This is a genomic window from Nocardia testacea NBRC 100365 (genome assembly GCF_000308775.1).
Lineage (GTDB): Bacteria > Actinomycetota > Actinomycetes > Mycobacteriales > Mycobacteriaceae > Nocardia > Nocardia testacea.
In genome coordinates, this window is record NZ_BAGJ01000076.1 from 1 (window position 1) to 26411 (window position 26411).

The 26411-nt window shown below is 68.5% G+C and carries 31 protein-coding genes and 1 pseudogene; 19 read left to right on the forward strand and 13 right to left on the reverse strand.

Features of this window, described 5'->3' with window-relative positions; genetic code table 11:
• The 3 genes from ON38_RS09410 to der all read left to right on the forward strand — a co-directional run.
• Positions 1-708: pseudouridine synthase (locus ON38_RS09410; protein WP_051164538.1), on the forward strand; the 708-nt coding region annotated here is incomplete at its 5' end.
• A gap of 65 nt (positions 709-773) precedes the next feature.
• Entirely contained in the window at positions 774-1472 is a 699-nt protein-coding gene (gene cmk, locus ON38_RS09415; protein ID WP_051164545.1) for a (d)CMP kinase, read from the forward strand.
• Positions 1469-2896 (forward strand): ribosome biogenesis GTPase Der, encoded by a 1428-nt coding sequence (der, locus tag ON38_RS09420; protein WP_039824071.1) that lies wholly within the window; start codon positions 1469-1471, stop codon positions 2894-2896. Before cmk ends, der begins: the two co-directional genes overlap by 4 nt.
• A gap of 68 nt (positions 2897-2964) precedes the next feature.
• Here der and ON38_RS09425 read toward each other — a convergent pair whose 3' ends face one another.
• Positions 2965-3216 carry a hypothetical protein gene (locus tag ON38_RS09425; protein ID WP_039824072.1) on the reverse strand — a complete coding sequence of 84 codons (252 nt, stop codon included), beginning with the start codon at positions 3214-3216 and terminating at the stop codon, positions 2965-2967.
• A 249-nt stretch (positions 3217-3465) separates the two neighbouring features.
• On the opposite strand from ON38_RS09425, the gene ON38_RS09430 reads away from it, so the two are divergent.
• The 4 genes from ON38_RS09430 to ON38_RS09445 all read left to right on the forward strand — a co-directional run bounded on the left by ON38_RS09430 (position 3466) and on the right by ON38_RS09445 (position 7005).
• Entirely contained in the window at positions 3466-4344 is an 879-nt protein-coding gene (locus ON38_RS09430) for an alpha/beta hydrolase fold domain-containing protein (RefSeq protein WP_039824073.1), read from the forward strand.
• Between the two features lie 207 nt (positions 4345-4551).
• Positions 4552-5922: a hypothetical protein gene (locus ON38_RS09435; protein WP_039824074.1), complete on the forward strand. Its 1371-nt coding sequence runs from the start codon at positions 4552-4554 to the stop codon at positions 5920-5922.
• Positions 5923-6014: 92 nt separating this feature from the next.
• The gene (locus tag ON38_RS09440) at positions 6015-6530 is read left to right on the forward strand and encodes a DnaJ family domain-containing protein (RefSeq protein WP_039824075.1); all 516 of its coding nucleotides are present in this window, start codon (positions 6015-6017) and stop codon (positions 6528-6530) included.
• A gap of 46 nt (positions 6531-6576) precedes the next feature.
• The gene (locus ON38_RS09445) at positions 6577-7005 is read left to right on the forward strand and encodes a nuclear transport factor 2 family protein (protein WP_039824100.1); all 429 of its coding nucleotides are present in this window, start codon (positions 6577-6579) and stop codon (positions 7003-7005) included.
• 9 nt (positions 7006-7014) lie between these two features.
• Here ON38_RS09445 and ON38_RS09450 read toward each other — a convergent pair whose 3' ends face one another.
• The 8 genes from ON38_RS09450 to ON38_RS09485 all read right to left on the reverse strand — a co-directional run bounded on the left by ON38_RS09450 (position 7015) and on the right by ON38_RS09485 (position 11600).
• Positions 7015-7770 carry a metallophosphoesterase family protein gene (locus ON38_RS09450; protein ID WP_051164539.1) on the reverse strand — a complete coding sequence of 252 codons (756 nt, stop codon included), beginning with the start codon at positions 7768-7770 and terminating at the stop codon, positions 7015-7017.
• 27 nt (positions 7771-7797) lie between these two features.
• Positions 7798-8076 (reverse strand): BON domain-containing protein, encoded by a 279-nt coding sequence (locus tag ON38_RS38170; protein WP_039824076.1) that lies wholly within the window; start codon positions 8074-8076, stop codon positions 7798-7800.
• A complete protein-coding gene (locus ON38_RS09460) occupies positions 8077-8661 on the reverse strand; it encodes a nucleotidyltransferase family protein (protein ID WP_039824077.1) in 585 nt (194 codons plus the stop codon). It abuts the gene before it with no gap.
• A 32-nt stretch (positions 8662-8693) separates the two neighbouring features.
• Positions 8694-8927, reverse strand: coding sequence for a DUF6480 family protein (locus ON38_RS09465; protein ID WP_039824078.1), 234 nt, complete (start codon positions 8925-8927; stop codon positions 8694-8696).
• A 5-nt stretch (positions 8928-8932) separates the two neighbouring features.
• A complete protein-coding gene (locus tag ON38_RS38050; protein WP_083872475.1) occupies positions 8933-9283 on the reverse strand; it encodes a CDGSH iron-sulfur domain-containing protein in 351 nt (116 codons plus the stop codon).
• Complete coding sequence (locus tag ON38_RS09475) at positions 9264-9914, reverse strand: HemK2/MTQ2 family protein methyltransferase (protein WP_039824079.1); 651 nt, start codon at positions 9912-9914, stop codon at positions 9264-9266. The genes ON38_RS38050 and ON38_RS09475 overlap by 20 nt, the downstream gene beginning before the upstream one ends.
• 5 nt (positions 9915-9919) lie before the next feature.
• A complete protein-coding gene (locus ON38_RS09480) occupies positions 9920-10930 on the reverse strand; it encodes an iron-containing redox enzyme family protein (protein ID WP_039824080.1) in 1011 nt (336 codons plus the stop codon).
• Positions 10931-10991: 61 nt separating this feature from the next.
• A complete protein-coding gene (locus ON38_RS09485; protein ID WP_039824081.1) occupies positions 10992-11600 on the reverse strand; it encodes a flavodoxin family protein in 609 nt (202 codons plus the stop codon).
• 321 nt (positions 11601-11921) lie between these two features.
• On the opposite strand from ON38_RS09485, the gene ON38_RS09490 reads away from it, so the two are divergent.
• The 4 genes from ON38_RS09490 (at position 11922) to ON38_RS09505 (ending at position 14510) form a co-directional block, all read left to right on the forward strand.
• Complete coding sequence (locus ON38_RS09490; RefSeq protein ID WP_051164540.1) at positions 11922-12329, forward strand: STAS domain-containing protein; 408 nt, start codon at positions 11922-11924, stop codon at positions 12327-12329.
• Between the two features lie 88 nt (positions 12330-12417).
• On the forward strand, positions 12418-13089 hold the full coding sequence (locus ON38_RS09495) for a PAS and ANTAR domain-containing protein (protein WP_039824083.1): 672 nt from the start codon (positions 12418-12420) through the stop codon (positions 13087-13089).
• Between the two features lie 172 nt (positions 13090-13261).
• A complete protein-coding gene (locus ON38_RS09500; protein ID WP_039824106.1) occupies positions 13262-13702 on the forward strand; it encodes an ATP-binding protein in 441 nt (146 codons plus the stop codon).
• A complete protein-coding gene (locus tag ON38_RS09505; RefSeq protein ID WP_039824085.1) occupies positions 13692-14510 on the forward strand; it encodes a SigB/SigF/SigG family RNA polymerase sigma factor in 819 nt (272 codons plus the stop codon). The genes ON38_RS09500 and ON38_RS09505 overlap by 11 nt, the downstream gene beginning before the upstream one ends.
• 30 nt (positions 14511-14540) lie before the next feature.
• Here ON38_RS09505 and ON38_RS09510 read toward each other — a convergent pair whose 3' ends face one another.
• Positions 14541-15080, reverse strand: coding sequence for a mycothiol transferase (locus ON38_RS09510; RefSeq protein WP_051164541.1), 540 nt, complete (start codon positions 15078-15080; stop codon positions 14541-14543).
• A gap of 176 nt (positions 15081-15256) precedes the next feature.
• On the opposite strand from ON38_RS09510, the gene ON38_RS09515 reads away from it, so the two are divergent.
• Positions 15257-15733 (forward strand): nuclear transport factor 2 family protein, encoded by a 477-nt coding sequence (locus ON38_RS09515; RefSeq protein ID WP_039824086.1) that lies wholly within the window; start codon positions 15257-15259, stop codon positions 15731-15733.
• Between the two features lie 6 nt (positions 15734-15739).
• On the opposite strand, the gene ON38_RS09520 is transcribed toward ON38_RS09515, so the two are convergent.
• Positions 15740-16780 (reverse strand): NAD(P)-dependent alcohol dehydrogenase, encoded by a 1041-nt coding sequence (locus ON38_RS09520; protein ID WP_039824088.1) that lies wholly within the window; start codon positions 16778-16780, stop codon positions 15740-15742.
• Positions 16781-16953: 173 nt separating this feature from the next.
• Here ON38_RS09520 and ON38_RS09525 point away from each other — a divergent pair, with 173 nt between their 5' ends.
• From ON38_RS09525 to ON38_RS09550, 6 genes are all read left to right on the forward strand, one after another.
• The gene (locus ON38_RS09525; protein ID WP_039824090.1) at positions 16954-18300 is read left to right on the forward strand and encodes a flavin-containing monooxygenase; all 1347 of its coding nucleotides are present in this window, start codon (positions 16954-16956) and stop codon (positions 18298-18300) included.
• Positions 18297-18941, forward strand: coding sequence for a TetR/AcrR family transcriptional regulator (locus ON38_RS09530; protein WP_051164542.1), 645 nt, complete (start codon positions 18297-18299; stop codon positions 18939-18941). Before ON38_RS09525 ends, ON38_RS09530 begins: the two co-directional genes overlap by 4 nt.
• Positions 18941-19945 (forward strand): alpha/beta hydrolase, encoded by a 1005-nt coding sequence (locus tag ON38_RS09535; RefSeq protein WP_051164543.1) that lies wholly within the window; start codon positions 18941-18943, stop codon positions 19943-19945. Before ON38_RS09530 ends, ON38_RS09535 begins: the two co-directional genes overlap by 1 nt.
• 325 nt (positions 19946-20270) lie before the next feature.
• Positions 20271-20495: a hypothetical protein gene (locus ON38_RS09540; RefSeq protein ID WP_039824091.1), complete on the forward strand. Its 225-nt coding sequence runs from the start codon at positions 20271-20273 to the stop codon at positions 20493-20495.
• On the forward strand, positions 20492-21790 hold the full coding sequence (locus ON38_RS09545) for a hypothetical protein (protein ID WP_039824092.1): 1299 nt from the start codon (positions 20492-20494) through the stop codon (positions 21788-21790). Before ON38_RS09540 ends, ON38_RS09545 begins: the two co-directional genes overlap by 4 nt.
• A 176-nt stretch (positions 21791-21966) precedes the next feature.
• Positions 21967-22467, forward strand: a complete 501-nt coding sequence (locus ON38_RS09550) for a L,D-transpeptidase (RefSeq protein WP_051164544.1) — start codon at positions 21967-21969, stop codon at positions 22465-22467.
• A 234-nt stretch (positions 22468-22701) separates the two neighbouring features.
• Here ON38_RS09550 and ON38_RS09555 read toward each other — a convergent pair whose 3' ends face one another.
• Positions 22702-22956 (reverse strand): hypothetical protein, encoded by a 255-nt coding sequence (locus ON38_RS09555; RefSeq protein ID WP_039824094.1) that lies wholly within the window; start codon positions 22954-22956, stop codon positions 22702-22704.
• 10 nt (positions 22957-22966) lie between these two features.
• Positions 22967-24697, reverse strand: a complete 1731-nt coding sequence (locus ON38_RS09560) for a sodium:solute symporter family protein (RefSeq protein ID WP_039824096.1) — start codon at positions 24695-24697, stop codon at positions 22967-22969.
• A 452-nt stretch (positions 24698-25149) separates the two neighbouring features.
• Here ON38_RS09560 and ON38_RS09565 point away from each other — a divergent pair.
• Positions 25150-26411: pseudogene (locus ON38_RS09565) on the forward strand (hypothetical protein); the annotation flags it as partial.

A 26411-nucleotide genomic window follows, 5' to 3' on the forward strand; every position in this document is an offset into this window, starting at 1 on the left:
CTGGCCAAGGCCGGGGTCGCCTCACGCCGGGCCGCCGAGGAGATGATCGAGCAGGGCCGCGTCGAGGTCGACGGGATCATCGTGCGTGAGCAGGGTCTGCGTATCGACCCGGAGAACGCCGTGGTGCGGGTGGACGGCACCCGGGTGGTGGTGCGCGAGGAACTCGTGCACCTGGCCCTGAACAAGCCCAAGGGCTGGCAGTCCACCATGTCCGACGATCTGGGCCGTCCCTGTGTCGGCGATATCGTCGCCGAACGGGTCGCGGCCGGGCAGCGGCTGTTCCACGTCGGCCGCTTGGACGCCGATACCGAGGGCCTGTTGCTGCTCACCAACGACGGTGATCTCGCGCACCGGCTGATGCACCCCTCCTACGAGGTGTCCAAGACCTATCTGGCCACCGTGCAGGGCGAAGTGCACCGTTCGATCGGCAAGATCCTGCGCGAGGGCGTGGAGCTCGACGACGGACCGGCCAAGGTGGACCGCTTCCAGGTGCTCGAGGTCGACGAGGGACGTTCCCTGGTGAAAGTGGTGTTGCACGAGGGGCGCAAACATATCGTGCGGCGGCTGCTGGACGCGGTCGGACATCCGGTGACCAGGCTCGTGCGCACTCATATCGGCCCGGTCGTCCTGAACGACCAGCGTCCGGGCACGCTGCGCGTGCTGGGGCGCGACGAAATCGGCAAACTCTACGAGGCGGTGTCTTTGTGAACGGTGTGGAAGCTCCGGTGGGGGTCGTCGTGGATCCGGCCCGCGACCGGTCCCTGGTCGTCGCGATGGACGGTCCTTCGGGGACCGGGAAGTCCAGCGTGTCGCGGCGGCTGGCGGTACGGCTTTCGGCCCGCTATCTCGATACCGGCGCCATGTACCGGGTCGCCACGCTGCAGGTGCTGCGTGCGGGGGTCGACCCGGCGGATTCCGCCGCGGTGGCCGCGACGGTCACCGATATGCCGTTGCGGATCGGTACCGATCCCGAGCGCGAACTGATCGAACTCGACGGCGACGATGTGCGGACCGAGATCCGCGGCCCCGAGGTCACCGCGGCCGTGTCGGCCGTGTCGGCGGTGCCGGAGGTCCGGGAGCAACTGGTGGCGCTGCAGCGTGAGATCGCGGTGAGCGCGGGCCGGATCGTGGTCGAGGGCCGCGATATCGGCACCACCGTCCTGCCCGACGCCGACGCCAAGATCTATCTGACCGCGTCCGCGCAGGCGCGGGCCCATCGGCGTAACCAGCAGAACATCGCCGAGGGTCGCGGAGACGACTACGCCGGGGTGCTCGCCGATGTGGAGCGCCGCGACCGCCTCGATTCGACGCGCGCGGTGTCGCCGCTGCGGCGGGCCGAGGACGCGGTGCAGGTCGACACCAGCGAACTGACCATGGACGAGACCATCGAAGAGCTGTACCGCGAGGTCGGCCGGCAGTTGGACCGGCCGCGGGATCGTGCCGCGGCGCGCAGCCGGGGAGTCGCCGGATGAGCGGGGACACCGTGAGCGACGTACTCGCCGGCGACGGCGTATGGAGCGACGAATCGGAGTGGGAGCTCACCGATCTCGCCAGTGACGCCGAGGCCGCCGAACATGTGCCGATGCCCACCCTGGCCGTGGTCGGGCGCCCGAATGTCGGTAAATCGACGCTGGTCAACCGCATTCTCGGCCGACGCGAGGCCGTGGTCGAGGATGTGCCCGGGGTGACCCGGGACCGGGTCTCCTACGAGGCCAACTGGGCGGGCCGCCGCTTCTGGGTGCAGGACACCGGTGGCTGGGAACCGGACGCCAAGGGGCTACAGCAGTCGGTGGCGCGACAGGCCGAACTCGCCATGAACACCGCCGATGCCATTGTGCTGGTGGTCGACGCGGTGGTCGGCGCGACCGCCACCGACGAGGCCGCGGTGAAGGTGCTGCGGCGGGCGAAGACGCCGGTCATCCTGGTCGCGAACAAGGTCGACGACCAGCGCCTGGAGGCCGACGCGGCCGCGCTGTGGTCGCTGGGGCTGGGGGAGCCGCGCATGGTCTCCGCCGCGCACGGCCGCGGGACCGGTGATCTGCTCGACGATGTACTGGAAGTGCTGCCGGAGACACCGCGTGAACTCGGCGGGCCCGGTGGTGGCCCGCGCCGGGTAGCTCTGGTCGGGAAACCGAATGTCGGAAAGTCGAGCCTGCTGAACAAGCTCAGCGGTGACGAGCGGTCGGTGGTGCACGATATCGCCGGTACCACCGTCGACCCGGTGGATTCGCTGGTGGAACTGAGCGGCAAGGTCTGGCGTTTCGTCGATACCGCCGGCCTGCGGCGCAAGGTCGCCAATGCCAGCGGTACCGAGTACTACGCCTCGTTGCGCACCAAATCGGCGCTGGAGGCCTCCGAGGTGGCGATCATGCTGATCGACGCCGCGCAGCCCATCACCGAACAGGACCTGCGGGTGATCAGCCTGGTCGCCGACTCCGGGCGGGCCCTGGTGCTGGCGTTCAACAAATGGGATCTGGTGGACGAGGACCGCCGCCTGCAGCTCGAGCGTGAGGTCGATCGCGACCTGGTGCGGGTGCCGTGGGCGCAGCGGGTCAATATCTCCGCACAGACCGGCCGGGCGGTGCAGAAACTCGTCCCGGCCATGGAAACCGCGCTGGAGTCGTGGGACAAGCGGATTCCGACCGGTCGCTTGAACAACTGGTTGAAGGAGGTCGTGGCCGCGACGCCGCCGCCCATGCGTGGCGGGCGACTGCCCCGCGTGCTGTTCGCCACCCAGGCCACCACCAGGCCGCCGACCTTCGTCCTGTTCACCACCGGGTTCCTGGAAGCCGGCTATCGCCGGTTCCTGGAGCGGCGGCTGCGTGAGGAGTTCGGGTTCGCCGGATCGCCGGTGCGGATCTCGGTCCGGGTCAGGGAGAAACGCGCCAAGAAGTGAACGCGGTGCTCACCTGCCGCCGAGGCGGGTGAGCACCGGGGTTCCGGCCGGTGCCGTGCCGCGTGCCGCTACCGCGGGAACGCGTGCCAGAGATCGCGCCGGGACAGGACGTCGGCCGGTGGCAGCGCGTGCCGTGCCGCGTGATCGCGCCGGGGCCGGAGCTCGGCGCGGGTGCGCGGACGGAACTTCGGCTCCCGGCCGCATCCGCAGCTGTCGTAGCCGTCGTATCGCAGGCCGGCGCTCAGCACCGCGGCGACGACCGACCAGGCCGCGCGGTCTTTTCGTCCGGGTGCGGCGAAGTCCGGTCCGGCGCAGTACATTTCGAATCCACAACGCGGGCAACCGTACCGCACCGGCGAAAGCGGATCCGCCCCGGGCCGTCGGCTCCGGCGCTTCTGCGATATCCGGCACGAGGGGCAGACGTAGTGCGTCCGGTAACGGTATGACCTGTCGTCGCACATCCGCCGACGGTAACGCGCCCGCACCGGTGGACGCATCGGAATATGCTGCGGAGAGCCGGGCCTGTCCGGAACCGCCCAACGGGTCGGATACGGAGGGAGTGGACGTACATGGTCAGTCGCCGAGCCCGGGCGCTGTCGGTGTTCCTGCGGCTCACCCGCAAACGTGGGATGGCGACCGCCGAGAAGGCCCGTGCCGCGATGGCCGAACCCGCCGGCACCCACGTCCCGCCGTGGCGGCTGCGGCGCCGTCACCGGGTCGAGAACCGCCTCGTCGACGGATTTCCCTGCTACCGGGTGACACCACGGACGGCGCCGCAATCCGGGAAAGTCGTGATCTATCTGCACGGGGGTAGCTTCTTCCGGGAGATCAGCTGGTGGCACTGGCGGTTCATCGATCGGCTCGTCACGGCCGGGCACCGGGTCGAGGTGCCTATCTACCCGCTGGCGCCGCGCTACACCTACCGGTCGGCGCGGCCGTATCTGCTCGCGGTGTACCGGGAAGTGATCGCCGCGGTGGATCCCGGGCGGGTGGTGCTGGCCGGGGATTCGGCCGGTGGCACGCTGGCGCTGCTGCTCGCCCAGGCGCTTGCGGGGGCCGGGCTGCCCGGGCCCGCGCGGCTGATCCTGTTCGCGCCGTGTCTCGATATGCGCCTGTCCGCGCCGGAGATCGACCGGGTACAGGCGCGGGACCCGTGGCTGGCGCGCCCCGGCCTGCTCGAGGCGGGACGGGTCTGGGCCGGCGGGGACGATCTCGGGCTGCCGGAACTCAGCCCGATCAACGGCCCGGTGGACGGGCTACCGGAAACGGATCTGTTCGTCGGTACACACGACATCCTGTACCCCGACACGCGCGCGTTCGCCGAACGAGCCGGCGCGCGCCTCCGTCTCATCGCCGAACCCGGCCTGTTCCATGTGTATCCGCTCGCTCCGGTCCCCGAGGCGCGTCCCGTGGTGAAAGCGGTCCTGACCACCCTGAACGCCTTGTGAACTCCCGCGCCGCGGGGTATCACCGGGGTCTGTCGCGCGGCCGCGGACGCGGAAATGCCGGGCCGCCCGGGGAACTCGTGAACAGCCTGTGAACGCCCACGGAATTCGGTTGTTTCGACCGTGACGATGCATCGCGGAGCAAAGCGCGGTACCGTACCCCGGCGTGACTACTTGTCTGCCATCGAATCACCCGAGGCGGGAGCCGTAATGACTGTCGAACCGCCACTCGAGGACGATGTCACGCAACTGGCCCAGCGCGTCGAACACGCTCGGGGCCGGCTGGCCTACCAGTTCGACCCCGCCCTCACCGAAGCACTGTCGGAATCGGAGCTACGCGCCGAACGCGAACTGGCCGAGCGCATCCGCGAACAGGAACGTGGGCAGCGCTGGAAGGAGATCCAAGCGGTCGCCTCGGCCAACGATCGCGCCAGGCAGACCACCGAGCAGATCGAGAAGGCGGATATGCGCGACCTCTTGCTCGCCCGTAAAGCCATCGCCGCTCAGCGCCGGGAGTCCAGTCCGCACGCCAAACTGGCCTCGCTGTACCGGCATCGATCCTGGTCTTTGCGCGCGCTGGCCGGGGTGGTCGGCGCGGGGATGCTCTGGTCGGCCGTCAACGTGCAGCAGAACATCGCACCCACCGGCCCGACCGACCCCCTGTTCTGGTTCAGCTACCTGCTGGAAGCGATGATCAGTGTCTGCCTGATCATCATCATGATCGGCACCAACAAGGTCGCCGAATGGGGAGTGATCAACAACCGGAAGCAGACCGCCGCCGCCGAGATCGCGCTGCTCACGCTGACCATCGGGTTGAACACCTACCCGTATCTGAGACTCGGCGAATGGTATGACGCGGCCGTGCACGCGGTCGCGCCGGTGATGATCGGTGTCGCGCTGCTCATCCACGACGCGGCGAGTTCCCGCTACGGTATGGCGATCCTGCGGGCCACCGAACAGGTACGGGTGCTGCCCGATCCGGCCGATCAGATCCGCAACAATCTGCCCCGGGTGAGCCTGCGTCTGGACCATGCGAAGGCGGCGGCCACGATGCCGATGGCCGAGGCCGCGCCGCAACCGGCCGCACTGGAACCGGGTGGCAAGAAGACATCGGGTACCGCATCGAGCGGTTCGGCCTTCCGGCCGGACGGCAAGGGTGGTGATACGGGAAAACGCCGGTCGGGGGATCTGGCGGAGGTCACCTCGGGATTGATCGGACGGACCAGCTCGCTGCTCGATGAGATGGCCGCCAATTCGCCACTGTTCGACGGGGATTCGGTAACGACCACGACAGCCGACACCACCGACAAACTTCCGGTCACCAAACCCAAGAAGATCTCGGGGCTGGGTAAGGGGTCCTCGGACGGCGCCAGGAACGGTTCCTCCGACGGTCCCAAGGGCAAGATGTCCGGGGACAAGGAGACCGACGAGTTCCTCGACGTCGTGCGCTCCTCCGACGGCTACGACACCGGCCAGTTCCGGGTCGCCGACATTCTCGAGCAGGAGCTCGCCGAACTCCAGGCCGAGCGCCGCCGGGCCCGTTCCGGCCGCACCCGCAGCGCCTCCACCAACGGGGCCTGACCCGGCGAGTGGCCTGTGGGCTCCACAGGTCACCGCCGGCGCCGGCTGCCGGGAATCGGCGTTACCGTGGTGGGAGACGGTGAGGAGCCACGATGACCGAGCGCAAACCCGTGGGTGTCGACTTCGAATCCTGGGTCGACCGCAAGATCCGGGAGGCCACCGAACGCGGGGAATTCGAGAACCTCCCCGGCGCCGGTAAACCACTACCGGGTGCCGGTAATCCCTACCACGACGAGAACACGTGGTTGCGCGACTATCTGCGTCGCGAAGGCGTGAGCGGCGACGCGTTGCTGCCGCCTTCGCTGCTGCTGCGCCGTGATGTGGAGCGGTTACCGGAGACCGTCCGCGACGCCGCGTCCGAGCCGGAGGTCCGTGCGACGGTCGCCGAGCTCAACCGGCGCATCGTCGACTGGCTACGGATGCCCATCGGCCCGCAGGTGCCGATCGCGCCGGTGGACGCGGACGCGGTCGTGCGGGAGTGGCGGGAGCGGTCCGCCCGGGTGGCGGTTCCGGCCGTCGCGGCCCCGGCGGTCTCGCGCCCGGATACCGCCCGGCCCCGCTCCACCTCCGGGAGGCGCCGATGGCGCCGGATCCTCCGCCGCCGCTGAGGCCGAATCCACCCGGGAGGCCATGGTGGTGCGGTTGTATGGAGGGATGGATCCAGCGACCCTCGCCGACCGGCTCGAGATCACCGATCTGCTCACCCGCTATGCCACCGCCGTCGACAGCAAGGACTGGGCGCTGTACCGGTCGGTGTTCACCGCGGACGCCCAGATCGACTACAGCACGGCCGGCGGCCCGGTCGGCGACCTCGAAACCGTGGTGGCCAAGCTGACCGAACAGCTCGGGCTGTTCGCCCGCACCCAGCATTTCATCTCGAATATCGCGGTCGAACTCGACGGCGACACCGCGAAGGTCCGGGCGATGTTCTTCAACCCGATGATCGTGTCCCCGGGCAAACAGTTCACCTGCGGTGGCTGGTACAACCACGACCTCGTCCGCACGCCCGCCGGCTGGCGCAGCACCCGGCTGCTCGAGGAAGCGGCCTGGTTCGACGGTCTCGAGGCCGCTTTCGCCCAGTAGGCGCCACGGTCATCCGGTCAGCGCGGTGGCGCTGCGCTCACGCTCGCGCGCCGCCCGCGGATGTAGTTCGTATACGGCGAAGGCCGACCGGATGACCGGCTGGGCGACATTGCGGACGCGGATACCGCCGGGTGTGGTGCCGCGCTCGCATCCGGCGTGGGCGTGCCCGTGCAGCGCCAGATCCGCCCGGTGGGTGTCGATGGGTTCACCGAGCAGATACGAACCCAGGAACGGGTAGATCTCCCGCGGCTCACCGTGCAGCGTGTCGCTGACGGGGGAGTAGTGCGTGAGGACCACCGTGACATCGGTGTCCAATTCGGCCAGCGCGGTATCGAGCCGGGTGGCCAGCTCCACGGTGTGCCCGGCGAACTCGCGCATCAGGGGTTCGCCGAACACACTGGCGCATTTCCCGGCGAAACCGCCGCCGAAGCCCTTGGTCCCGGCGACCCCCAGCGTGCGATCACCGATCGTGACCGTGGTGGCGCTGCCCTCGAGCACCGTGATGCCGGCCGCGCCGAGCATCGCGGTGATCTCGTCGGAGCGGTCGCTGTGATAGTCGTGGTTACCGAGGACCGCGATGACGGGGACGCCGACATCGGCGAATTCGGTGGCCACCACCTCGGCTTCGGGCAGCGTCCCGTGATTGGTCAGATCACCGGCCAACAGCAGTACATCGGCGTGCTCCGGGAGACCGCGCAGCGCGGGACGCAGCATCCCCCGTGAATCGGTTCCCAGATGGACATCCCCCACAGCGGCGATCCGCATCGGTGCACTCCCTTCCGCCCGGTGGTGTCAGTCACCGAGGTCCTCGCATTCGCCCGGGCCGGGCGTCGCGGTCACATGTACGTCGTTGTGGATCTGGACGTCCGGCGCGATCTCGCGCACCACGTCCTCGAGCCGGCGCCGGCGCTGCGCGGTACTCACTTCGCCGTCGAGTACCACCACTTCGCCCCGGATCCGTACGCGTACGCCCTGTTCGGCGCAGCGCGGATCCTCGGTCAGGGCCCGGTGTAGTTCGGCGGCCAGATATTCCGGTGGCCGGCCGGGCGGACGGTGCTGGGTTTCCGACATCTATCCGGCCTTTCCTGAGGTTCGATCATCGGTCCGGGTGTCGGCGATGCCGAGATCGTCGATCAACCCGAGAAACGCCCGCGCGTAGGGCGAATGTTCGGTCTGGGCGCGTACCGACGGCCAGTCCACCTGTTCGCGCAGGTCGCGGGAGATGCGTAACAGCGGGCTCAGGTCCAGCCGGTGCGCGTCGAACACCAGCAGTTTGTCGACCAGCAGGTCGGTGCCGTGTACCACGGGCGCCATCGTCGGTCCCACCCGCATGAGTTCGGCTCGTGCCAGCAGGGCGTCGTCGACCTCGCGATTGTTGGGCCGGTGGATGATGTCGATCAGGGTGTCACCGTCATAGGCCTTGGTGAGCCAGTCCTCGGCCGCGTCGGCGATCCGCAGTCCCGCCCGGGCCAGTTCGCTGCGAGCCCGGCCGCTGTCGGCGGGTTTGACGAAGATATCGACATCGTGGTCGGAGGGGGGTCCGCCCCGGGCGTAGACCGCGCATCCACCCGCCACGGCGAAGGGAACGTCGTGGTGCGTCAGCGCATTGGCGGCTCGCGTCAGCGCATGGAGCAACTGCTGCGTGGTCGGAGCCATATGACGCGGCTACCCGGAAACGCCGCCGCCAATCAGCTCACGACCGTGATCACCAGGGCCACCGCCACCACCACGAACGCCGCGACCAGGGCGATTGTCAGCACAATCGCCAAGACGCCGGTCGGCGGGAAGTGATGCCGGGTGGCGGGCTCCTCCGCCGACAACCCGGAGGTCTGCGGGGTGTCGGGGGGTGTGGAACCCGGCGGCACGCCGCCGCCCGGTTCCAGATCAGGGGTTTCGGCGGGGTCGGGATCCATGGATGACATACCGTCTACCTCCCGTCTCGGTCCTTTCCGGCGCGCCGGGCCCGGCGGCGATGGCTGGTATCGCACAGCGGGTAGCTCCCGGAACGTTTACAGGTACACAGCGCGACCAGGAAGCGGTCGGCCAGCATGTGGTCGCCCTCGGGGGTGACCACCTCCAGCGGGCCCTCCACCAGAGCCGGGCCTTCGGCGGTGAAGGTGATCCGGCGCACCGGCTCCGTCGCCTCCGATGCGGTGGCGGCCGGCTCGGGCCGTGGGTCAGGGGTGTCGCGCGCCGCCCCGCAATCGGGCGCGGCGGGCCGGATCGCGGCGAGTAATTCGTCGGGACCGGGGGGTGTTTCAGCGGGTTCGGTCGGCACGGATCACCACCAGTTCCTCGTGCTCTTGTTCGGGCTGGATCAGACCGCGCTCGCGCAGCCACTCCAGCCGGCTGCGCATCACCGGTCCGAACGGGATGACGGTGCGCGCCACCACGGTCGCCTTCAGCCCGCCCGTACGCAGCCGGGTGAGGGTGGCGGCGATACCCGAGACCGCGGAGTGCACGATCAGTGCGGTACCGCCGACGCTGAGCAGTTGCGGCATCATCTCGCACAGGGGGTCCAGCAGATGGCGGCCGTGCCAGCCGGCGTCCCAGGCGCGTGCGGGCCCGTCCTCGGGGGGATGCGTTTCGCTGGGGACGTAGGGCGGATTGGCGACCACCACGTCGAAGGTGCGGCCCGCGACCACCCGGGTGACATCCCCGCACAGCAGCTCCAGCCGCACCCCGTACAGCCGGCTGTTGAACCAGGCCGAGGCCAGCGCGGCGCGGGACAGGTCCACCGCGGTCACCGCCGCCGCCCCCGAACGGGCGGCGTGGATCGCGAGCGCGCCGGTTCCGGTGCACGCGTCGAGGACCTGTGCGTCGCGTGGCAGGGCCGCATCGGTCATCGCCCGGGCCAGCAGCCGGGTATCGGGCTGGGGGCGGTAGACGCCGGGAACACGGACGAACATCGGTCTCACCGTTCCGTCGTCCGCAGCGAGCTCTCGCCCGCACGCCAGCGGTCGAGCATCTGGTCCGCGCAGCGGTCTTCGAGGAGATCGGTCGCCTGGATTCCGAACACCACCGATTCGGCCAGTTCGGGTTCGCGGGCCAGCAGGTCGTCGAGCACGTCTCGGCGTACCACCTGTTCGTGGACGGCGTCGGCGGTCACGTGCTCGCTGTAGAACCGGACACAGTCGGGGTGGGCGGAGAATCGCCGCAGTGCCTCGACCATCAGTTTCGAAGCCGGTGAGGAGGTGATCTCCACCGCCGCGAAATGGCCCACGACCGCCCCCCGCAGCGAACGGTGCAGGCCGAACAGCGACATCATGTCGACCAGGGCGAGCATGGGGGCGGGGACGACGTCCAGATAGTGCAGGTAGCCGTCGGACAGACCCGCGCCGCGCAGCAGGTCGGCGTAGAGCCGGGCGTGGATCCGGTCCCCGTGGCCGCCGCCGAACTCGTCGAACTCGATCGCCACCAATCCGGCCTTCGCCCGGTCGCGCAGGCGTGGTATCACCCAGGCCACCGGATCGGCCTCCTTGTGGTGGTAGATCGAGCGCTGCACGAAGTATTCGCGCATCTGCCACCAGGTGCCGTCGTCACGCAGCCGGCCCGGCACACCGCCGGCCACCGGCACGGTGAGCAGCCGGTCCAGCTCCGCGGTGACATCGGTACCACCGGGCACCTCGGCGCGCAGGGTGGCGAGGAACCGGCGCTCGAGTTCGGCGCGCAACCGCAGCAGCCCCGGGTCCCATTCCCAGTCGGCGTCCACCCCGGCGAAACCCTGATAGTGCAGCTCGTAACAGGTATGCAGAGTCAGCTGGAAATCGTCATCGTAGGGATCGAGGTCGTCGGGCACCTCGGGTACCGGACGTCCGGGCGCCTCCAGCAGCAGGGCCAGCACGGCCGCCGACAGCGGGCCGCGGGCCACGGGAAGCGCGAGCGCGCCGACGGCGACTTCGCGCGGGATGAGTGTTTCGACCATGGTTCGCCTTTCGCAGGCATCGAACGGATCCCTGGGGAGGGCAGCGGGACGCGCTGCGCGTTTACTCGGCCGGGTAGGGCGCGCCGCGCAGCGCGCGGGCGAGATGAGCCGCGTTCCGGGCGGCGGTCGCGTTGGTGGAGGCGACCGCGTCGGGGATCTTGTCCAGATCCAGATAGTCGACGCCGCTCATGGCCTCGCCGTTCCAGTAGGTTCCGCCCTGCGCGGGCACGGTGTAGCCGATATCGTTCAGGCCCTGGAACAGGTCGGCGGTGATCTTGTGGGCGCCGTCCTCGTTCCCCACCACCGCGGTCAGGGCGACCTTGCCGAACATGGCGGGCCGTCCCGCGTCGTCGGTTTCCGACAGTTCGGCGTCGAGTCTTTCCAGCACGCGCTGGGCCACCGACGACATATGCCCCACCCAGGTCGGCGTCGCGAACAGCAGGATATCCGCGTCGGTCACGCGGGCCCGGACAGCGGGCCATTCGTCACCGTCGCCCTCGTCGGTGCTGGTGCCCGGCCGGATATCGTGATCGACGACCCGGATCACCTCGCCCGTCACATCGTGCTTCGCGAGCTCGTCGAGCACCTGCCGGGCCAGCAGATCGCTACTGGACTCGGCGGGTGAACTCTTCAAGGAGCACACCAGTGCCACCGCGGTCAGAGAAGCCATTCCGGAAACCTCCGCCCCTGTTCGGTCGGCCGGTCCGACCCGGCCCTGTGCCTGTGCGCAATAGCCGGTCGCTCGGGGGATAAACATTCCCATCCGCCCGCTCCGGGGCGTCGGCGACCGGGATATGCCGGGGTCGGCGGCGGTGTACACAGTCGGCCGACCGTGCCAGAATGGTCGTCAGGTTGAAAACATGCAGCCGATCCCGGTACCGCGTATCTCTCGGTGCCCGGGTTCGATGGACGGGAAGGCCTCCCGTTCCGATATCCGCCCGTAGCGCGTACGCCAACCGGAAATCCCCCACCAGCAAGGGATGGGATTGATATGTCGGTTACCACCGCCCGATGCCGGGCCGATCAGCATCGCAAGCACGACCCGCGCCCGGTGACCACCGGACGCATGTGGTCACGACGCAGTACCGAACACCCCGAATGCGTGATCGCCCGCGTCGAAGGCGAGCTGGACGCCGTACTGCACGAAGAACTGCGCACTCTGCTCGAGCGATGCCGTGCCGGCCTGTGCCACGCCGTGGTGCTGGACCTGCGCGCGACCACGTTCATGAGCATCCGTGCCGCTGTCATCCTCGCCGAGGCCAAGGCCGCCGCGTGGCGGGCCGGGGTCGAACTGCGGGTGGTCAGCGGCCGCAAGGAAGTGGAACGGGCCCTCGAGGTCGCCGGTGTACGGCCGCAGTTCCGGTACTTCCCGAGCCTGGGTAGCGCGCTCACGAGCTGAGCCGCCGCTTTCGCTAACCCCCCGCCCCGGCCGCCCGCGCGGCCGGGGCGGTGTCGCTTCCCGCGCGGGAACAGGCGATACTCGAGCCGTGAGGCGAGAAGACGGCGTGGTCGCCGAAGAACTGTGGGACTCGATCGGGAGCGTCTCGCAGTGCGCGGGCGCCTTCCGGTTCTGGTTCGCCGACCAACGCTGGGAGTGGTCGGAAGCCGTCGCCGAGATGCACGGTTATCCGCCCGAACCGATGGCGCCCAGCACGGAGCTGTTGCTCGGGCACAAGCATCCCGACGACCGCGCCCAGGTGGCGTCCGCGCTGGCGAGATCGGTGGCCGAAGCGACACCGTTCTGTAGCCGGCACCGCATCGTCGACCTCGCCGGGCAGACCAAGCACGTGGTCGTGGTGGCCGATGTGATGACCGACGAGCAGGGGCGTGTGATCGGTTCCACGGGCTACTACATCGACCTCACCGAGACTCTGGCCGAGGAGCGGGAGGAGACTCTGCAGGACACTTTGCCGGGTCTGTATGCGGCGCGGGCGGTGATCGAGCAGGCCAAGGGTGCGTTGATGGTCGTCTACGGGATCAGTGCCGACCAGGCGTTCCGGGTGCTCATCTGGCGCTCCCAGGAGACCAACACCAAACTGCGCGCGCTGGCCGCGCGACTGGTCGCCGAACTGCCCACCGTCGACTACGCCGCGCCCGCACTGCGCACCGAATTCGATCATCTGCTGCTGACTGTGCACGAGCGAATAGACCGCGCGTGAACTGGGCGGTGTTTCGGCGATTCCGGCCCGGGTATGTGCGCATGTGACAATCAGGCCGACATCCGAAGGAAAGACGAACCGCGGCGCCACCGACGGTCACGGGCATCGACGGGGCCCGGCGGGCGCCCCCGCCCGCCGGGGTGCGGGCGGCAGGAACGAGGTGGTGGTGCGCATGGGGGAGAGTGTCTCCGATTCCGTCTATACGACATCGGCGGATACGACCGTCGGCGTACGGATCCCGGCCCGGCAGGAGCAGCTGGTGATGCTGCGTGCGCTGGCCGAGACCGTATCGCTGATCGCCGATTTCGGTCTGGACGAGGTGACCGATATCCGGCTCGCCCTCGATGAGGTGGCTACGTCGTTGATTGCCTCGGCTGTTCCCGATTCGAGTCTGACCTGCGATTTCGATTACGACGAGCATCGCATGACAGTGCGCGTAACCTCGATCTCGGAGGTCGACTCACTCCAGGACCAGGAGGGATTCGGCTGGCATATCGTGCGGACGCTGACCCGTTCGGTCAGCGTGGAACAGCACCCCTACGACGTGGCGAGTGGTGGTTACCCGACCGATGTCGAGTTCAGCTGGTTCCGAGGAGGCGCCGATGGCGCGTGAAGGAGCACGGGCCGATCCCGGACCTTCACGACGCCATCGCGGCCACGACAGTTACGACAACATCGAACCGTTGTTCGGAAAATCGGCCGCGCTGCCCGAGGGCGACCCCGCGCGGGCGGAGCTGCGCGCGGAGATCATGAGCCGGTGCCTGCCGCTGGCCGAGCACATCGCCCGGAAGTTCTCCGGACGCGGGGAGAACTACGACGATCTGCTGCAGGTGGCCCGGCTGGGCCTGGTGAACGCGGTGGACCGCTTCGACGTCGCGCGGGGGTCGTCGTTCCTGTCCTTCGCCGTGCCGACCATCATGGGCGAGGTCCGCCGGCATTTCCGCGACAACACCTGGTCGGTCCGGGTACCGCGGCGGGTCAAGGAACTGCAGCTGAACCTGGGCCCTACCATCGAGATCCTCTCGCAGCGGCTGGGGCGGGTACCGCGAGCCAAGGAGATCGCCGCGGAACTCGAGATCGATGTGGTGGAGGTGACCCAGGCCCTCATCGCCGGTAATGCCTACCAGGCGTCATCCCTGGACGCGCCCGCCACCGGGGAGGACAGCGACAGTTCGGCCCTGCCACTGGTGGAATCGCTGGGCGCCGAAGAGCCTTCCTTCGGGTGGCTGGAGGACTATCTGGCGATCGAACCCCTGCTCGAAGAGCTGTCCGAGCGGGAGCGCCAGGTGCTGCGGATGCGGTTCTTCGAATCTCGCACCCAGTCGCAGATCGCCGAGGAACTCGGGGTATCGCAGATGCACATCTCCCGGATACTCTCGCGCACCCTGGGCTGGCTCCGCGAGCAGGCGCTGCGCGATTGACCGGCCCGGCACCGCCGGGCCGGCACGCGGTCAGCGGGTGGCCGCCGGATCCGTGCGGCCGGCCGGGGCGCGGGAGAGGATCCCGCGGACGAAAGCGGCCTGCCCGGCGTGCTGGAGGTCGTCGGCGATCACGCTGACCAGGCGTACGCCCATGGTCACCGGCGGATCCCAGTTCGCGTCCACGACCGCGTCGAGGTCGCGGTCGACCAGCGCGCCCACGAAGCGGACCGTCCGTGTGTGCACAGCATCGTGGTAGCCGGTGAGCAGTTCGGGCGGCGCGCTGATGAGGGCCACCTCGGCGGGCGTATCGCCGTATCCGGTGGCCTCCCGGTCGATCGGCAGGTCGAAACGTTCGAACCAGCCGCGCCCCGTCCACAGCGACTCGGCGCTCTGTAATTCCGCCAGATGTTCGTCCTGCACCCGGGTGAGGTGCCAGACCAGCCACGCGATCGAATTGGCCGCCGGATCGAGCCGGTGGGTCAGAGCCTGCTCGTCGAGTCCGTCCACCGCCTCGTGGACCGCCTCGCGGATCCGGTCGAAGGCGTCGATGAGTATTTCGGGACTGTGCATTGCTGTCTCCGTCGCTGCTGGGTTGCGCGGCAACTCCGGCGCGACGGACCGGGTGCCGCGAGCTGTCGTCCGGTATCGGCGCTGTACCACGATCCGGAGGGCGCAAACGAGGGCCGGTGTAACCAAAAGTAGAACATGTTCTTGCCGGGTCCGTGCCGCCGTGCCAAGGTGGCTGCATGGATCTGCAGGCACTCGAACATCTCCGCGGCCTCAAGTACCGGTACTTCCGCACTCTGGATCTGAAGCAGTGGGACGATTTCGCCGCCACGCTGGATCCGGAGATCGAAGCCCGCTACGGCACCCACGCCATGGGTAAGGCACTCACCCTCGATGGGCGCGACGCGGTGGTCGGGTTCATGCGCGAGAACATGGGCCCCGGCATCGTCACCACCCACGTGGCCAATCATCCGGAGATCAGTGTCGACGGGGACACCGCGACCGGCAGCTGGCTGTTCGAGGACACGGTATTGGCTACGGACTTCGGTGTGCTGATCCGTGGCGCCGGGTACTACACCGACCGCTACCGGCGCGGCGCCGACGGGATCTGGCGTATCCACGCCACGTCCTACGTGCGGATCTATGAATCCTCGCAGTCGCTGGCCGATACGCCCAGCCATAGGCTGCTCAGCAATATGTGGGCGACCGGTTCGTAGGGCCGGTCAGGGCACCAGGACCGCGCGGCCGCGGATCCGGCCCTGCTCGAGCAGTTCGTAGGCGTGCGCCCCCTCCTCGAGGGGGAACTGCTGGGTACGTACGGTGATCCGCCCCTCCCGGGCCAGCGCGATACTGTCGATGAGATCGCGTTTGGTGCCGCCGTAGGATTTGCGCACCGTCGCGCCCCAGGGCAGTCCGGGCCCGCCCGCGGGGCCCGCGGTGATACCGGGATCTCCTTCGCCCAGCCCGATCATCCGGTAGGCCCCGTTGGGTCCGACCGATTCGACCGAGAGCTTGGCGGTCGCGTCCACACCGACGAAGTCGAAGACCGCTTCCGCGCCCCGGCCGCCGGTCATGGCGAGGATCCGGCTCGTGGTGCCCGCATCGGCCGGGAGCGCCTCGTGCGCACCGCACTCCGCCGCCAGTTCGAGTTTGTCCGGGTCGGTGTCCACCGCGATCACCCGCACCGGGGTCGTCGCCCGCAGGATCTGGATCCCGACGTGGCCGAGCCCGCCGGCGCCGATCACCACCGCCGTGGCGCCGGGGTAGAGCTGATCGCGGGCGCCACGGATGGCGTGGTAGCTGGTGAGCGCCGCGTCGGCCAGCGGTGCGGCGGCGACGAAGTCCATATCGCCGATGGGCACGAAGGCGGTGGCCGGCACGGCCACGTACTCGGCCATCCCGCCGTCGGGCCCCAGGCCCGGACAGGGTGGCATGGCGACCCGGCCGGCCGCCCGGCACACATTCTCGTTACCGCTGGCGCATTCCGGGCAGTGCCCACACGACCAGCACAGGTACACCACCCCGCGTTCGCCGGTCGTCCGCCCGGCGACCTGGTCGCCGACCGCGGCGACGGTGCCGGCGATCTCGTGTCCGAGGGTCAGCGGATCGTCGCGGACCTTGAAGGGGAGGTGGAGAACATGCAAGTCGGAGTGGCAGATACCAGAGGCGCCGACCTGGATCAGCAGCTCGCCCGGACCCGGTTCGGGGGTCGGGACCTCACGGATCTCCAGCGTGCCGGGTTCGGTGAGTTGCAGCGCTCTCATGGTGGCCTCCCGCTCCCGCCGACTATGGCGTGCCTCACAAACTAGGCCGCTCCGTGCCGCGCTGACAAGGGTTGATTTTTATTGACACCTGTCAAATCTGTGCCTACGGTCCATGTGACCGGTATCACCGCCGCGTCGGCCGAGGTATCGGCGCAGTGCTTCGAGGAGGTCGTATGTCCGAACCCACCGTCGCTGTCATCGGCGCGGGTATCAGCGGTCTGACCACCGGAAAGATGCTGGGCGACTACGGTGTTCGGTACACCTGCTTCGAAGCCTCCGACCGCATCGGCGGGAACTGGGCATTCGGCAACCCGAACGGCCACTCCAGCGCGTACCGCTCCCTGCACATCGACACCTCGAAGTACCAGCTCTCCTTCCGCGACTATCCGATGCCGGAGTCCTATCCCGACTTCCCGCACCACACCCTCATCAAGGAGTACCTGGAGGGCTATGCCGCGGCCTTCGACCTGAAACGGGCCATCGAATTCGGCAATGCCGTCGAGCACGCCCGCCCGGTGGCGGGTGGTGGCTGGGATATCGAGACCGCGACGGGCGAGACCCGCCGATTCGACCTGCTCGTGGTCGCCAACGGGCATCACTGGGATCCCCGCTTCCCGGACTTCCCCGGTGAGTTCACCGGAGAATCCATCCATTCCCACTCCTATATCGATCCGCGCACGCCGCTGGATCTGTACGGCAAGCGCATCCTGATCGTCGGCATCGGTAACAGTGCCGCCGATATCGCCGTCGAGCTATCCTCGCGCAGTACGGAGAACGAGGTGTGGCTGTCGACCCGGTCGAGCGCGTGGGTGGTGCCCAAGTATTTCGCCGGCACTCCGGCCGACCGCTATTTCCGCACGGTGCCGTATGTGCCGCTGTCCTGGCAGCGCAAGATCACCCAGATCTTCACGCCGCTGGTCTCCGGCGATCCCGTGAAGTACGGTCTGCCCGCGCCGAATCACAAATTCTTCGAAGCCCATCCCACCCAATCGGTGGAATTGCCGCTGCGGCTCGGCTCCGGTGATGTGGTCGCGAAACCCGATGTGAGCCGGTTGGACGGCGCCACGGTGCATTTCGAGGACGGTACGGCGAAGGATTTCGACGTCATCATCTACTGCACCGGCTACAACATCACCTTCCCGTTCTTCGATCCGGAATTCCTCAGTGCCCCGGGCAATCGGATAGCCCTGTACAAGCGGATATTCAAGCCGGGTTTCGACGATCTCGCCTTCGTGGGCTTCGCGCAGCCGTTTCCCACGCTGTTCCCGTTCGTCGAATGCCAGGCCCGGCTGGTGGCCGCGTACGCGGCGGGGCACTACCGGCCACCCCCGGTGGAGACGATGCACCGGGTCATCGAAAGCGATCAGCAGCGGTTCACCGGTCATGTGGTGGACCGGCCCCGGCACACCCAGCAGCTGGACTACTTCGTCTACGAACGGGACCTGCGGCTCGCCGAGCTGCCCGCCGGGCTGCGCCGGGCGCGGGCACGGGGACCGGTCCCGCTGGGAGGGGCCCGATGACCACGCGGTCGCGCACCGACCGCCGGGCCCCGCAGCGCGGCGATCAGCGGCGCAGCGCGTTACTGGCGGCATTGGACGAACTGTTGCGGGACAACGGCGGTCGGCTCGAACCGATCAATATCGCCCAGATCTCCCGGCGCGCCGGGCTCACCCGATCCGCCTTCTACTTCTATTTCGAGAACAAGGCCGCGGCCGTGGCGGCCGCGCTGGAGGAAACCTACGAGGAGGTGTTCGCGCTCAACGATGTTCTCGTCGGCGCGGGCCCGCCCGCCGAGCGTATCGAGCGGACCATCCGCGGCCTCGTCGAGTTCTGGGATCGCAACCGCCATCTCTACGGCGCGGTGCTGGCCGCGCGTAGTGCCCCGGGCGTGCGCGAACTGTGGGAATCCGATCGCCAGGCCTTCATCCCGTCCATCGCGGCCATGATCGAAGCCGAACGCGCCGCCGGTCGCGCCCCGGCCGGCGGTGACGCCACCGCCCTGGCCGATGTCCTGCTCCTGCTCAACGAGCGCCTGCTCGAACGACTGACCTTCGATGTGGAACTGGACCGAGAGAGCTACATCGAATCGGTGGTCGGCGTCTGGCTGCGGTCGATCTACGGTCCCGCCCCCGCCGCACCCATCACAGCGAGGAACGATTGATGACTCTGCGCCAGACCCCGGGCCCGGCCGATACCGGCGCTCCCGTCACCGTGACCTTCCGCTCCGGTGCCGTGGACTGTCACGCCTGGCATTTCCCCGCCGTGTCCGCCGAGTTCGACGGCCCGGACGGTCGTCCGGTCGCGGTGATGGCACACGGTTTCGGAGGGACCAAGGATTCCGGACTCGAACCGTTCGCGCGGGCCTACGCCGCGGCCGGAATAGACGTCCTCGCCTTCGACTTCCGGTATTTCGGTGCGAGCGGGGGTCGGCCGCGGCAGCGGGTGCGCATGTCGGAGCAACTGGCCGACTACCGGGCCGCGGTGTCGGCCGCCGCGCGGTTACCGGGTGTGGACCCGCGCCGGGTGGTGCTGTGGGGGGTGTCGCTGTCGGGTGGTCACGTATTCGCCGCCGCTGCCGCCGCGAGCGCCACGCCCGCCGACTCGACCGCCGTCCGGGCCGCTCTCGCGGCGGTCGTCTCGGTCACTCCGCTGGTCGACGGCCGGGCAGCGGGTCTGCTGGCAGTCCGGGAGGGCGGTCTCGCGGCGGTGCTGCGCGGGGCGGCCGGCGGTATCCGGGCCCGGCTGGGCACGGCCTTCGGCGGTACCGGGCTCATCCCGCTCGTCGGCCGTCCCGGGGAGGCCGCCGCGCTGACGTCGGAGGGGTACTACGACTCCTACCGCGCGCTCGCCGGACCCACCTGGCGCAACGAGATCGACGCGGGTGTGCTGTTGCAGCTTCCCGGTTACCGGCCCGCACGCGCGGCCGCCGGGCTGAAGCTTCCCGTTCTCGTGCAGATCGCCGATTTCGATCGTGGCGCACCGCCGCACGCCGCGGCGCGGGCGGCGTTCGCGGCACGGGCCGAGGTACGCCACTATCCCTGCGACCACTTCGGTATCTGGCCGGGCAATCCGTTCTTCGACGCCGCCGTGGCCCACCAGCTGCTGTTCCTGCGCCGGCATCTCGTGGCGGAGAATGCGACAGGTCCCGCTGCCGCGGCTCATTGATACCGGCTGTCGTGGCGAGTGAGTGCCCTCACTCCTGCACGGCCGGAATGAGTAGGGTCGGAATCCGGCGGGCCGACCTGGGCCGATTGCCGGGCCGGGCCCTGTGAGGGTCTGCCCTCGGTCAGCGGACCGCCGGGCCGGGTACCGGTCTGCGGTAGCGTCTGCGGCACCCCGACGGTGTGCGACAGCACAAATTGCAGGCAGGTAACACCAGTTGTAAATGCCCTTACCTTCGCAAGGATTCGGCATATCGTCGGGCGGGTAATACCCGGTGTCGGCGGTGATTGTCGCGGTCGCCGGCCCCTGATCGATACACAGGAGCAGAATGAGTGCCAAAGCTGAACTCGTCCGCGAACTGAACGGACCCACTGCCGCGTCGGAAATGCTGTCCGACTCCGAGGTCGAGGATCTGCTCGGATTGTTCCGCAGTGCCCAGCAACAGGAGAAGGACCTGCTCATCGAAGCTGTCAACGGAATGATCCGGTTCTTTCCCCCACCGTTCCGGACGATCACCCGCCGGATCATGTTCGGGGACAAGCTCGAAGGATGAGCGATCTGGTCACCCGCGCGCAGATGATCCTGCTCGCGCGCACGCTACACGTGCCTGTCGAACGTATCGCCTACCTCGAACGACTCGGCGCCGATCACCTGCACGAACTCGAGCAGCGGATCTCGGGCCGGATCTTCGAGTTCCACGGTGAGATGTTCAAACGGATCGGACGTCTGATCCCGATCATCCCGCTCACGGTGTCGCTGCCCCTGGTGCAGCGAATCGTGCCGCCCATGATGACCGGCCGGGCGGCCGGAGCGGTCGGCGTCGAATATCCCGATGCGGCCGCCGAGACGCTCACCATGTTGAAAACGGAGTACGCCGCGGACTGCACCCCCTATGTGGATCCCAAGGCACTCGGGGAACTGGGCGACATCATGGCCTCCGAGCCGCTGGTCGCCATCGTGAACGAGGTACTACGCCGCAAGGACCACATCACCGTCGGGCCGTTCCTCGAATACGCCAAACCGAAATTCGTCGAGGCGGTCGAGCACGGAACCCTGGACGACGAGGGCATCATCTTCTCCGCCGCCTATGCGTATTCCGCGCCCGCGATCAGCAACATACTGCGCCAGTTGCTGGACGGCCGGTCGCGACGGATCCCGCGCATGATGGAGACGGTGCTGGCCGGCTCGCCGGAATTGAAGGAGGCGGCGATCTCGGTGATGTCGCGGGCTTCCCGGGACGTGGTGTCCGAGATCGGGGATATTCTGCTCGCGATCGCCAGCCCGGAAGCGCTGGGCAAACTCGCGGCCCACGTCATCCAGAAGGGTGCGGCGCCGGAACTGATGACCTTCGTATCGAAACTCGGTCATCCGGGCCTGCAGCGGATGGCGATGAATCCGATCTTCGCCAATACCGCGGCGCTCACCGCGATCGTCGAATCCCTGGTCATCGCGTTCTACCCGGCGCCGTGGCGGGGTCTGCTGCTGCTGGCCGAACGCAGCCATCCCGATGTGCAGCGCTATATCGTCGGCCTGATGGTGCGGATGCCGGTGGAACGGATCGCCGAGCTGCCGGAGATGGCCAACGCCGACGATCTCTGGCCGGAACTCCTCCGGCTGGTGGCGCTCGCCGATCACGCCTCGCAGCGCCGGATCGGCGCGATCTGGGCGGGCCTGCCGGCGGAACGCCGGGCCGGGCTGCACCGGCGGATCGCCGAGCTCCGCCTGGACGCGCAACTGGCCGGAATCGTCGCGGAGGTGCCCAACATATCGGTGGAGGAGGTGTTCTACCAGCGCCGGCGGCGCGGGCGGCGACGCGGCTCGACGCCCGACAGCTGGAGTGTCGCCTGAGTGGTTGCGGTTTGCTGGTCGATCGCCGGATCGGGTCTCATTTCGGCACGTCCCCGGTGATTGTGGCCCACGACTCGGCATATTCGGTTACCTTGGTGCAGGTCTCTGATTTCGCTCGGAATTTGCTATCCCTCGCCGGATGCGGCGGCAAATCGACGAAAAGAGGTCGGCACGAGATGAGCAACGGACAGTTCCTCCATCGAATATGCCGTACGGCTGCACTCGCCGGTATCGCGGCGGCCGCGCTGGCGCCCACGGCCCCCGCGCTGGCCGATCCCCTCTGGCCGAACGGGCCGAACGTGCCCGGTGCACCGGCCATCATCCCGACCCAGGCGCCCTGCTCACCGGCGGCGCGGGCCTGCCTGCGGCTGTCCAGCAACGAGGTCTGGTTGATGGACAACGGCGATGTCGTCTACGGGCCGACGCCGATGTCGCACGGTATGCAGGGCTTCGAGACCCCACCCGGTGTCTTCCACGTCGCGTTCAAGGAGCTCTACCACTGGAGCACCATGCACAACGCCCCGATGCACTACGCGGTCTTCTTCAACGGCGATATCGCGTTCCATATCGGGCCGGTGGAACACAAATCGCACGGGTGCATCCGCTTGACCGAGCCCGGCGCCGTGGCGGTCTACCACTATCTGAACCCGGGTGACGTGGTCGAGGTCGTGCCCTGATCTCCGGATGAGCCGGTCCGGGCCGCGGCGCCCGGACCGGCGACCCGGTACCCGGGTCGCGCGTCCGGTTTCGTACGCTTGCCCCATGTGGATCATCGTGGCTGTCGCCGTCATCAGTTGTGTGCTCATCGCGATCGGCTTCGCGCTGGGCCTGCCGGACTGAGCTGCCGCCGGTCCGCGTAACTACCCGTCCGCTCTGTCGCGGACGGGTAGTTCGTGTTGTCCGGCGCCGGCTCAGTCGGTGCCGGCCGCGGTGCCGTCCGGTGGGGACTCCCGGTCGGGCCGGTCGACCGCCACGGGACGCAGGAGCGCCCAGGCCACGAAAGCCGCGGCGACCGCCACCAGGACCAGCCCGGCCCACAGATTCACATTGATACCGCCGGTCTTGGCCTCCTCGTCGACGGTGTCGTTAACGAGTCCGGTGATCACCAGGATGATGCCGTAGAGGCCGAGCAGGCTGCCCACAATGGTGCGGATATCGAAGAGCACGATGGTTGTCCTATCCGGTGACGATATTGAGGACGATCACGAGCACCAGCGCGATACCCGCCAGCAGGACCGGGCGCTGATACCACGGCAGGGTGGCGGCCTCGGGGTCCGTGCGTAGTTCGCGCGGTGTCTCCGAATACACCAGCCCCACCAGCTCGGCGGCCGGTTTCGGTGCGGTCACCAGCGTCACGGCCACGCTGACCAGGATATCCACCACGAAGGCCGCGCCGGCGGCGACGAAACTCACGCCCTGGCCCGAGAGCGAGAACACTTCCGTCTCGTTCAGGACGAAGATGGTCACCGCCACCGCGGTACCCGCCACCAGCCCGGTCCAACCGGCCGTGGGAGTCATCCGTTTCCAGAACATGCCCAGGATGAAGGTGGCGAACAGCGGCGCGTTGAAGAAACTGAACAGAGTCTGCAGGTAGTCCATGATGTTGCTGAACCCGCCCGCGATGAACGCGGTGAAGACGGCGGCGATGGTGGCGCCGACCGTGGCCAGCCGGCCCACCCGCAGGTAGTAGCCGTCGGATTTGTCCTTGACCACGTACTGCTGCCACAGGTCGATACTGAACACCGTGTTGAACGCCGAGACATTGGCCGCCATACCGGCCATGAACGCGGCCAGCAGACCGGCCAGGCCCACCCCGAGTAGACCGTTCGGTAGCACTTCCTTCATCAGGTAGAGCAGCGCCTGGTTGTAGGTGACGTCGCTCTCGACATCCGGGTTCGCGGTGACCGCCGCCTTGTACTGGGCCATCTGCGGGACCAGTACCGCGCTGATCATGCCGGGGATGATGACGATCAGCGGGATGAGGATCTTCGGGTAGGCGCCGATGATCGGGGTGCGGCGCGCGGCGGCGATGGAATGGGTGGCCAGCGCCCGCTGCACTTCGACGAAGTTGGTGGTCCAGTACCCGAAGGAGAGGACGAAGCCGAGGCCGAACACGATGCCGAGGATGGACAGGAAATCGTTGGCGAAGCCCGACAGCGCGTTACCGGGCCAGGAGTCCAGCTGTTCGGGGCCACCCGGGGAGGCGGCCACCTTGTCCTGCAGTCCGTCCCAGCCGCCGACCCGGTGCAGGCCGATAAGGGTCAGTGGCAGCAGCGCGGCCACAATGACGAAGAACTGCAGCACCTCGTTGTAGATCGCCGCCGACAACCCGCCCAGGGTGATGTAGGAGAGCACGATGATCGCCGCCGCGATCACCGCGACCCACAGCGGCCAGCCCAGCAGTACATTGAGGATGGTGCCCAGCAGATAGAGGTTCACTCCGGCGATCAGGACCTGGGCCACCGCGAAACTGAGTGCGTTCACCAGATGAGCGCCGGTGCCGAAGCGGCGGCGCATGAACTCGGGCACGCTGCGCACTTTCGAGCCGTAGTAGAACGGCATCATCACCACGCCCAGGAAGAGCATGGCCGGGACCGCGCCGATCCAGAAGTAGTGGAAGGCGGGGAAACCGTATTCGGCGCCGTTGGCCGACATGCCCATGATCTCGACCGCGCCGAGGTTGGCGGAGATGAACGCGAGGCCGGTGACCCAGGCCGGTAGCGATCGCCCGGAGAGGAAGAAGTCCATACTCGACGACACCCGTTGCCGGGCGAGTAGCCCGATACCGAGGACGAAGACGAAATAGAGGGCCACGATCGCGTAGTCGACGGGCTGCGCGTCGAGCCGCAGCACCTCGCCTTCCGCGACCAGTGAAACGACCTCGTGGGATAGCTCGTGCTGCGACATACGACGTTCTCCTCGAAGCGGTCCCGGACAACCGCGCGCAGCTCGCGTCATCGCTTCTACCGATGGCTGGCCGCACTACCAGACCGGCTCTGGTTCACCAAACGTACCGTGTTGGACGATCGACCGGGCGGTGTCGGACGGAATCGGGCGTGTCCGTGGGGAGGAAGTCCCGCTGGGTGGCCGTCGCCCGATTGCGCGCGCCCTGATGCGGGCGCAGGCTCTCGTGCGCTGTCCCGCGTATTGCTACCATGGACGACGGCGCATCCAATCGCATTGTGCGCCAGGGAATTTCGGAGGTCCCTGGCGCCACTGTGGTGTGCGCGGGTTTCGTGGTCACCGAAGTAGGGGTCGCCGTGATTGTACGCGTGCAGAGCACCGAATTGTCGGGTGTTCAACGTTTTGTCCGGCGACTCGTATCCGATTGGGGTCCGGGAGCCGGCCGGACGGGCGGTGTGGCACTGCTCGGCTCTCCGCAACCGCGTTCGCGCCGCCGCTCCGCGCCGGACACCGACCTGCTGATCTGGACCCCGTACGCCTGCACCCTGGTGGTACTGGCCGATTTCGGTTCGGTGCAGCACGGTGTGCTCACCACCGGGCCCACCGGGCGCTGGCAGGTCGGCGACGGTATCGCGGATCTGCGCACCGGGAAGTCCGCGCCGAATCCCATACTGCGCGGGCGCAGAATACGCAATGAACTGGCCGCGCTCTTCCGGCGGCACGGCCTGTCCGAACAGATCGATGTACTCGTGGTGCTGATCCCCAAGACCGGATCACGGATCACCTGGACGCCGCCTCCGCCGGAGGACGGCATCGAGACCGTCCTGGTGCGGATCGGGCGCTCCGAGGGATTGGCGGAGTATTTCGAGCGTTCGGCCACCGGCCCGGTGCGCTGGCGCGGCGAGGACATCGAACGGGCCTTCGAGGTGCTCGGGGCGGCACGGTATCTGCCCGATCCGGATGAACTCGATGAGGAGGGGTTCGTTTTCGCGTCCGGCACAGCCGCCGGTTCGCATACCGCAGCGGACGCGCCGGCGACACCGGTGGCCTCGGGTGGACCCGGCCCTGTCGCGGCGATTTCCGCAGGCTCCGCGCTGCCCCGGGGGCGAAGCGTTACCGGAGACCCCGTGGGTTCGCCGCGGGGCGCGTCCGTGGCAGAGGATGCGGGCTCCCGCCCACCGATCCAGGGTTCGGGCGTCCGACCCGCACCGATGGCCGCTCCGGATACACATCCGGAGCGCAGCGGAGTCCTCAGCGGAACCGATACGGGCCCGGCCGATTCCGGGGAGTCGCCGATCGGCGAGGAGCGCCGGGCGGGGAGCGATACGGGGAACTCGGCCGGTGTGCGGGCCACGGATACCCCGGTTCGCGGTCGGACCGGCTCCGATCAACCGATCTCCGGGCCGGATGCGGGGGTGCAGAACGGTCGCGCGGGGCAGGCCGCGAGGGAAACGGGTGTGAGGAGCGCGGATACCGGCCGCGGGTGGGGCGATGGTGTTTCCGCCGGCGCTACGGCGGAACCACAGCAGCGGCCGGGGGTTTCGGCTCGAGAGACCGGCCCGGAGCCGATAGCGCGGCCCGGTTCGCCGGGGATACCGGGCGAGCAGGGGGGTCCGGCGGCCGCCACGGCCGAGCAGGGTGGTCCGGCGGTGGCGACAGCCGGGTACGGGAGTGCGGCGGCGGCCGGGTACGAGCCGGAGCCGGCGGTGGCGCACGG

What these genes read in the sequence shown, in the direction of transcription:
- ON38_RS09465 (WP_039824078.1), bottom strand. Translation starts at nt 8,927, where the DNA reads ATGTCATCCATGGATCCCGACCCCGCCGAAACCCCTGATCTGGAACCG.
- ON38_RS09525 (WP_039824090.1), top strand. Translation starts at nt 16,954, where the DNA reads ATGTCCGAACCCACCGTCGCTGTCATCGGCGCGGGTATCAGCGGTCTG.
- ON38_RS09460 (WP_039824077.1), bottom strand. Translation starts at nt 8,661, where the DNA reads ATGGCTCCGACCACGCAGCAGTTGCTCCATGCGCTGACGCGAGCCGCC.
- ON38_RS09515 (WP_039824086.1), top strand. Translation starts at nt 15,257, where the DNA reads ATGGATCTGCAGGCACTCGAACATCTCCGCGGCCTCAAGTACCGGTAC.
- ON38_RS09480 (WP_039824080.1), bottom strand. Translation starts at nt 10,930, where the DNA reads ATGGTCGAAACACTCATCCCGCGCGAAGTCGCCGTCGGCGCGCTCGCG.
- cmk (WP_051164545.1), top strand. Translation starts at nt 774, where the DNA reads ATGGACGGTCCTTCGGGGACCGGGAAGTCCAGCGTGTCGCGGCGGCTG.
- ON38_RS38170 (WP_039824076.1), bottom strand. Translation starts at nt 8,076, where the DNA reads ATGTCGGAAACCCAGCACCGTCCGCCCGGCCGGCCACCGGAATATCTG.
- ON38_RS09550 (WP_051164544.1), top strand. Translation starts at nt 21,967, where the DNA reads ATGAGCAACGGACAGTTCCTCCATCGAATATGCCGTACGGCTGCACTC.
- ON38_RS09440 (WP_039824075.1), top strand. Translation starts at nt 6,015, where the DNA reads ATGACCGAGCGCAAACCCGTGGGTGTCGACTTCGAATCCTGGGTCGAC.
- ON38_RS09545 (WP_039824092.1), top strand. Translation starts at nt 20,492, where the DNA reads ATGAGCGATCTGGTCACCCGCGCGCAGATGATCCTGCTCGCGCGCACG.
- ON38_RS09435 (WP_039824074.1), top strand. Translation starts at nt 4,552, where the DNA reads ATGACTGTCGAACCGCCACTCGAGGACGATGTCACGCAACTGGCCCAG.
- der (WP_039824071.1), top strand. Translation starts at nt 1,469, where the DNA reads ATGAGCGGGGACACCGTGAGCGACGTACTCGCCGGCGACGGCGTATGG.
- ON38_RS09510 (WP_051164541.1), bottom strand. Translation starts at nt 15,080, where the DNA reads ATGCACAGTCCCGAAATACTCATCGACGCCTTCGACCGGATCCGCGAG.
- ON38_RS09560 (WP_039824096.1), bottom strand. Translation starts at nt 24,697, where the DNA reads ATGTCGCAGCACGAGCTATCCCACGAGGTCGTTTCACTGGTCGCGGAA.
- ON38_RS09425 (WP_039824072.1), bottom strand. Translation starts at nt 3,216, where the DNA reads ATGTACTGCGCCGGACCGGACTTCGCCGCACCCGGACGAAAAGACCGC.
- ON38_RS09505 (WP_039824085.1), top strand. Translation starts at nt 13,692, where the DNA reads ATGGCGCGTGAAGGAGCACGGGCCGATCCCGGACCTTCACGACGCCAT.
- ON38_RS09500 (WP_039824106.1), top strand. Translation starts at nt 13,262, where the DNA reads ATGGGGGAGAGTGTCTCCGATTCCGTCTATACGACATCGGCGGATACG.
- ON38_RS09450 (WP_051164539.1), bottom strand. Translation starts at nt 7,770, where the DNA reads ATGCGGATCGCCGCTGTGGGGGATGTCCATCTGGGAACCGATTCACGG.
- ON38_RS09530 (WP_051164542.1), top strand. Translation starts at nt 18,297, where the DNA reads ATGACCACGCGGTCGCGCACCGACCGCCGGGCCCCGCAGCGCGGCGAT.
- ON38_RS09485 (WP_039824081.1), bottom strand. Translation starts at nt 11,600, where the DNA reads ATGGCTTCTCTGACCGCGGTGGCACTGGTGTGCTCCTTGAAGAGTTCA.
- ON38_RS09540 (WP_039824091.1), top strand. Translation starts at nt 20,271, where the DNA reads ATGAGTGCCAAAGCTGAACTCGTCCGCGAACTGAACGGACCCACTGCC.
- ON38_RS09520 (WP_039824088.1), bottom strand. Translation starts at nt 16,780, where the DNA reads ATGAGAGCGCTGCAACTCACCGAACCCGGCACGCTGGAGATCCGTGAG.
- ON38_RS09445 (WP_039824100.1), top strand. Translation starts at nt 6,577, where the DNA reads ATGGATCCAGCGACCCTCGCCGACCGGCTCGAGATCACCGATCTGCTC.
- ON38_RS09430 (WP_039824073.1), top strand. Translation starts at nt 3,466, where the DNA reads ATGGTCAGTCGCCGAGCCCGGGCGCTGTCGGTGTTCCTGCGGCTCACC.
- ON38_RS09535 (WP_051164543.1), top strand. Translation starts at nt 18,941, where the DNA reads ATGACTCTGCGCCAGACCCCGGGCCCGGCCGATACCGGCGCTCCCGTC.
- ON38_RS09490 (WP_051164540.1), top strand. Translation starts at nt 11,922, where the DNA reads ATGTCGGTTACCACCGCCCGATGCCGGGCCGATCAGCATCGCAAGCAC.
- ON38_RS09475 (WP_039824079.1), bottom strand. Translation starts at nt 9,914, where the DNA reads ATGTTCGTCCGTGTTCCCGGCGTCTACCGCCCCCAGCCCGATACCCGG.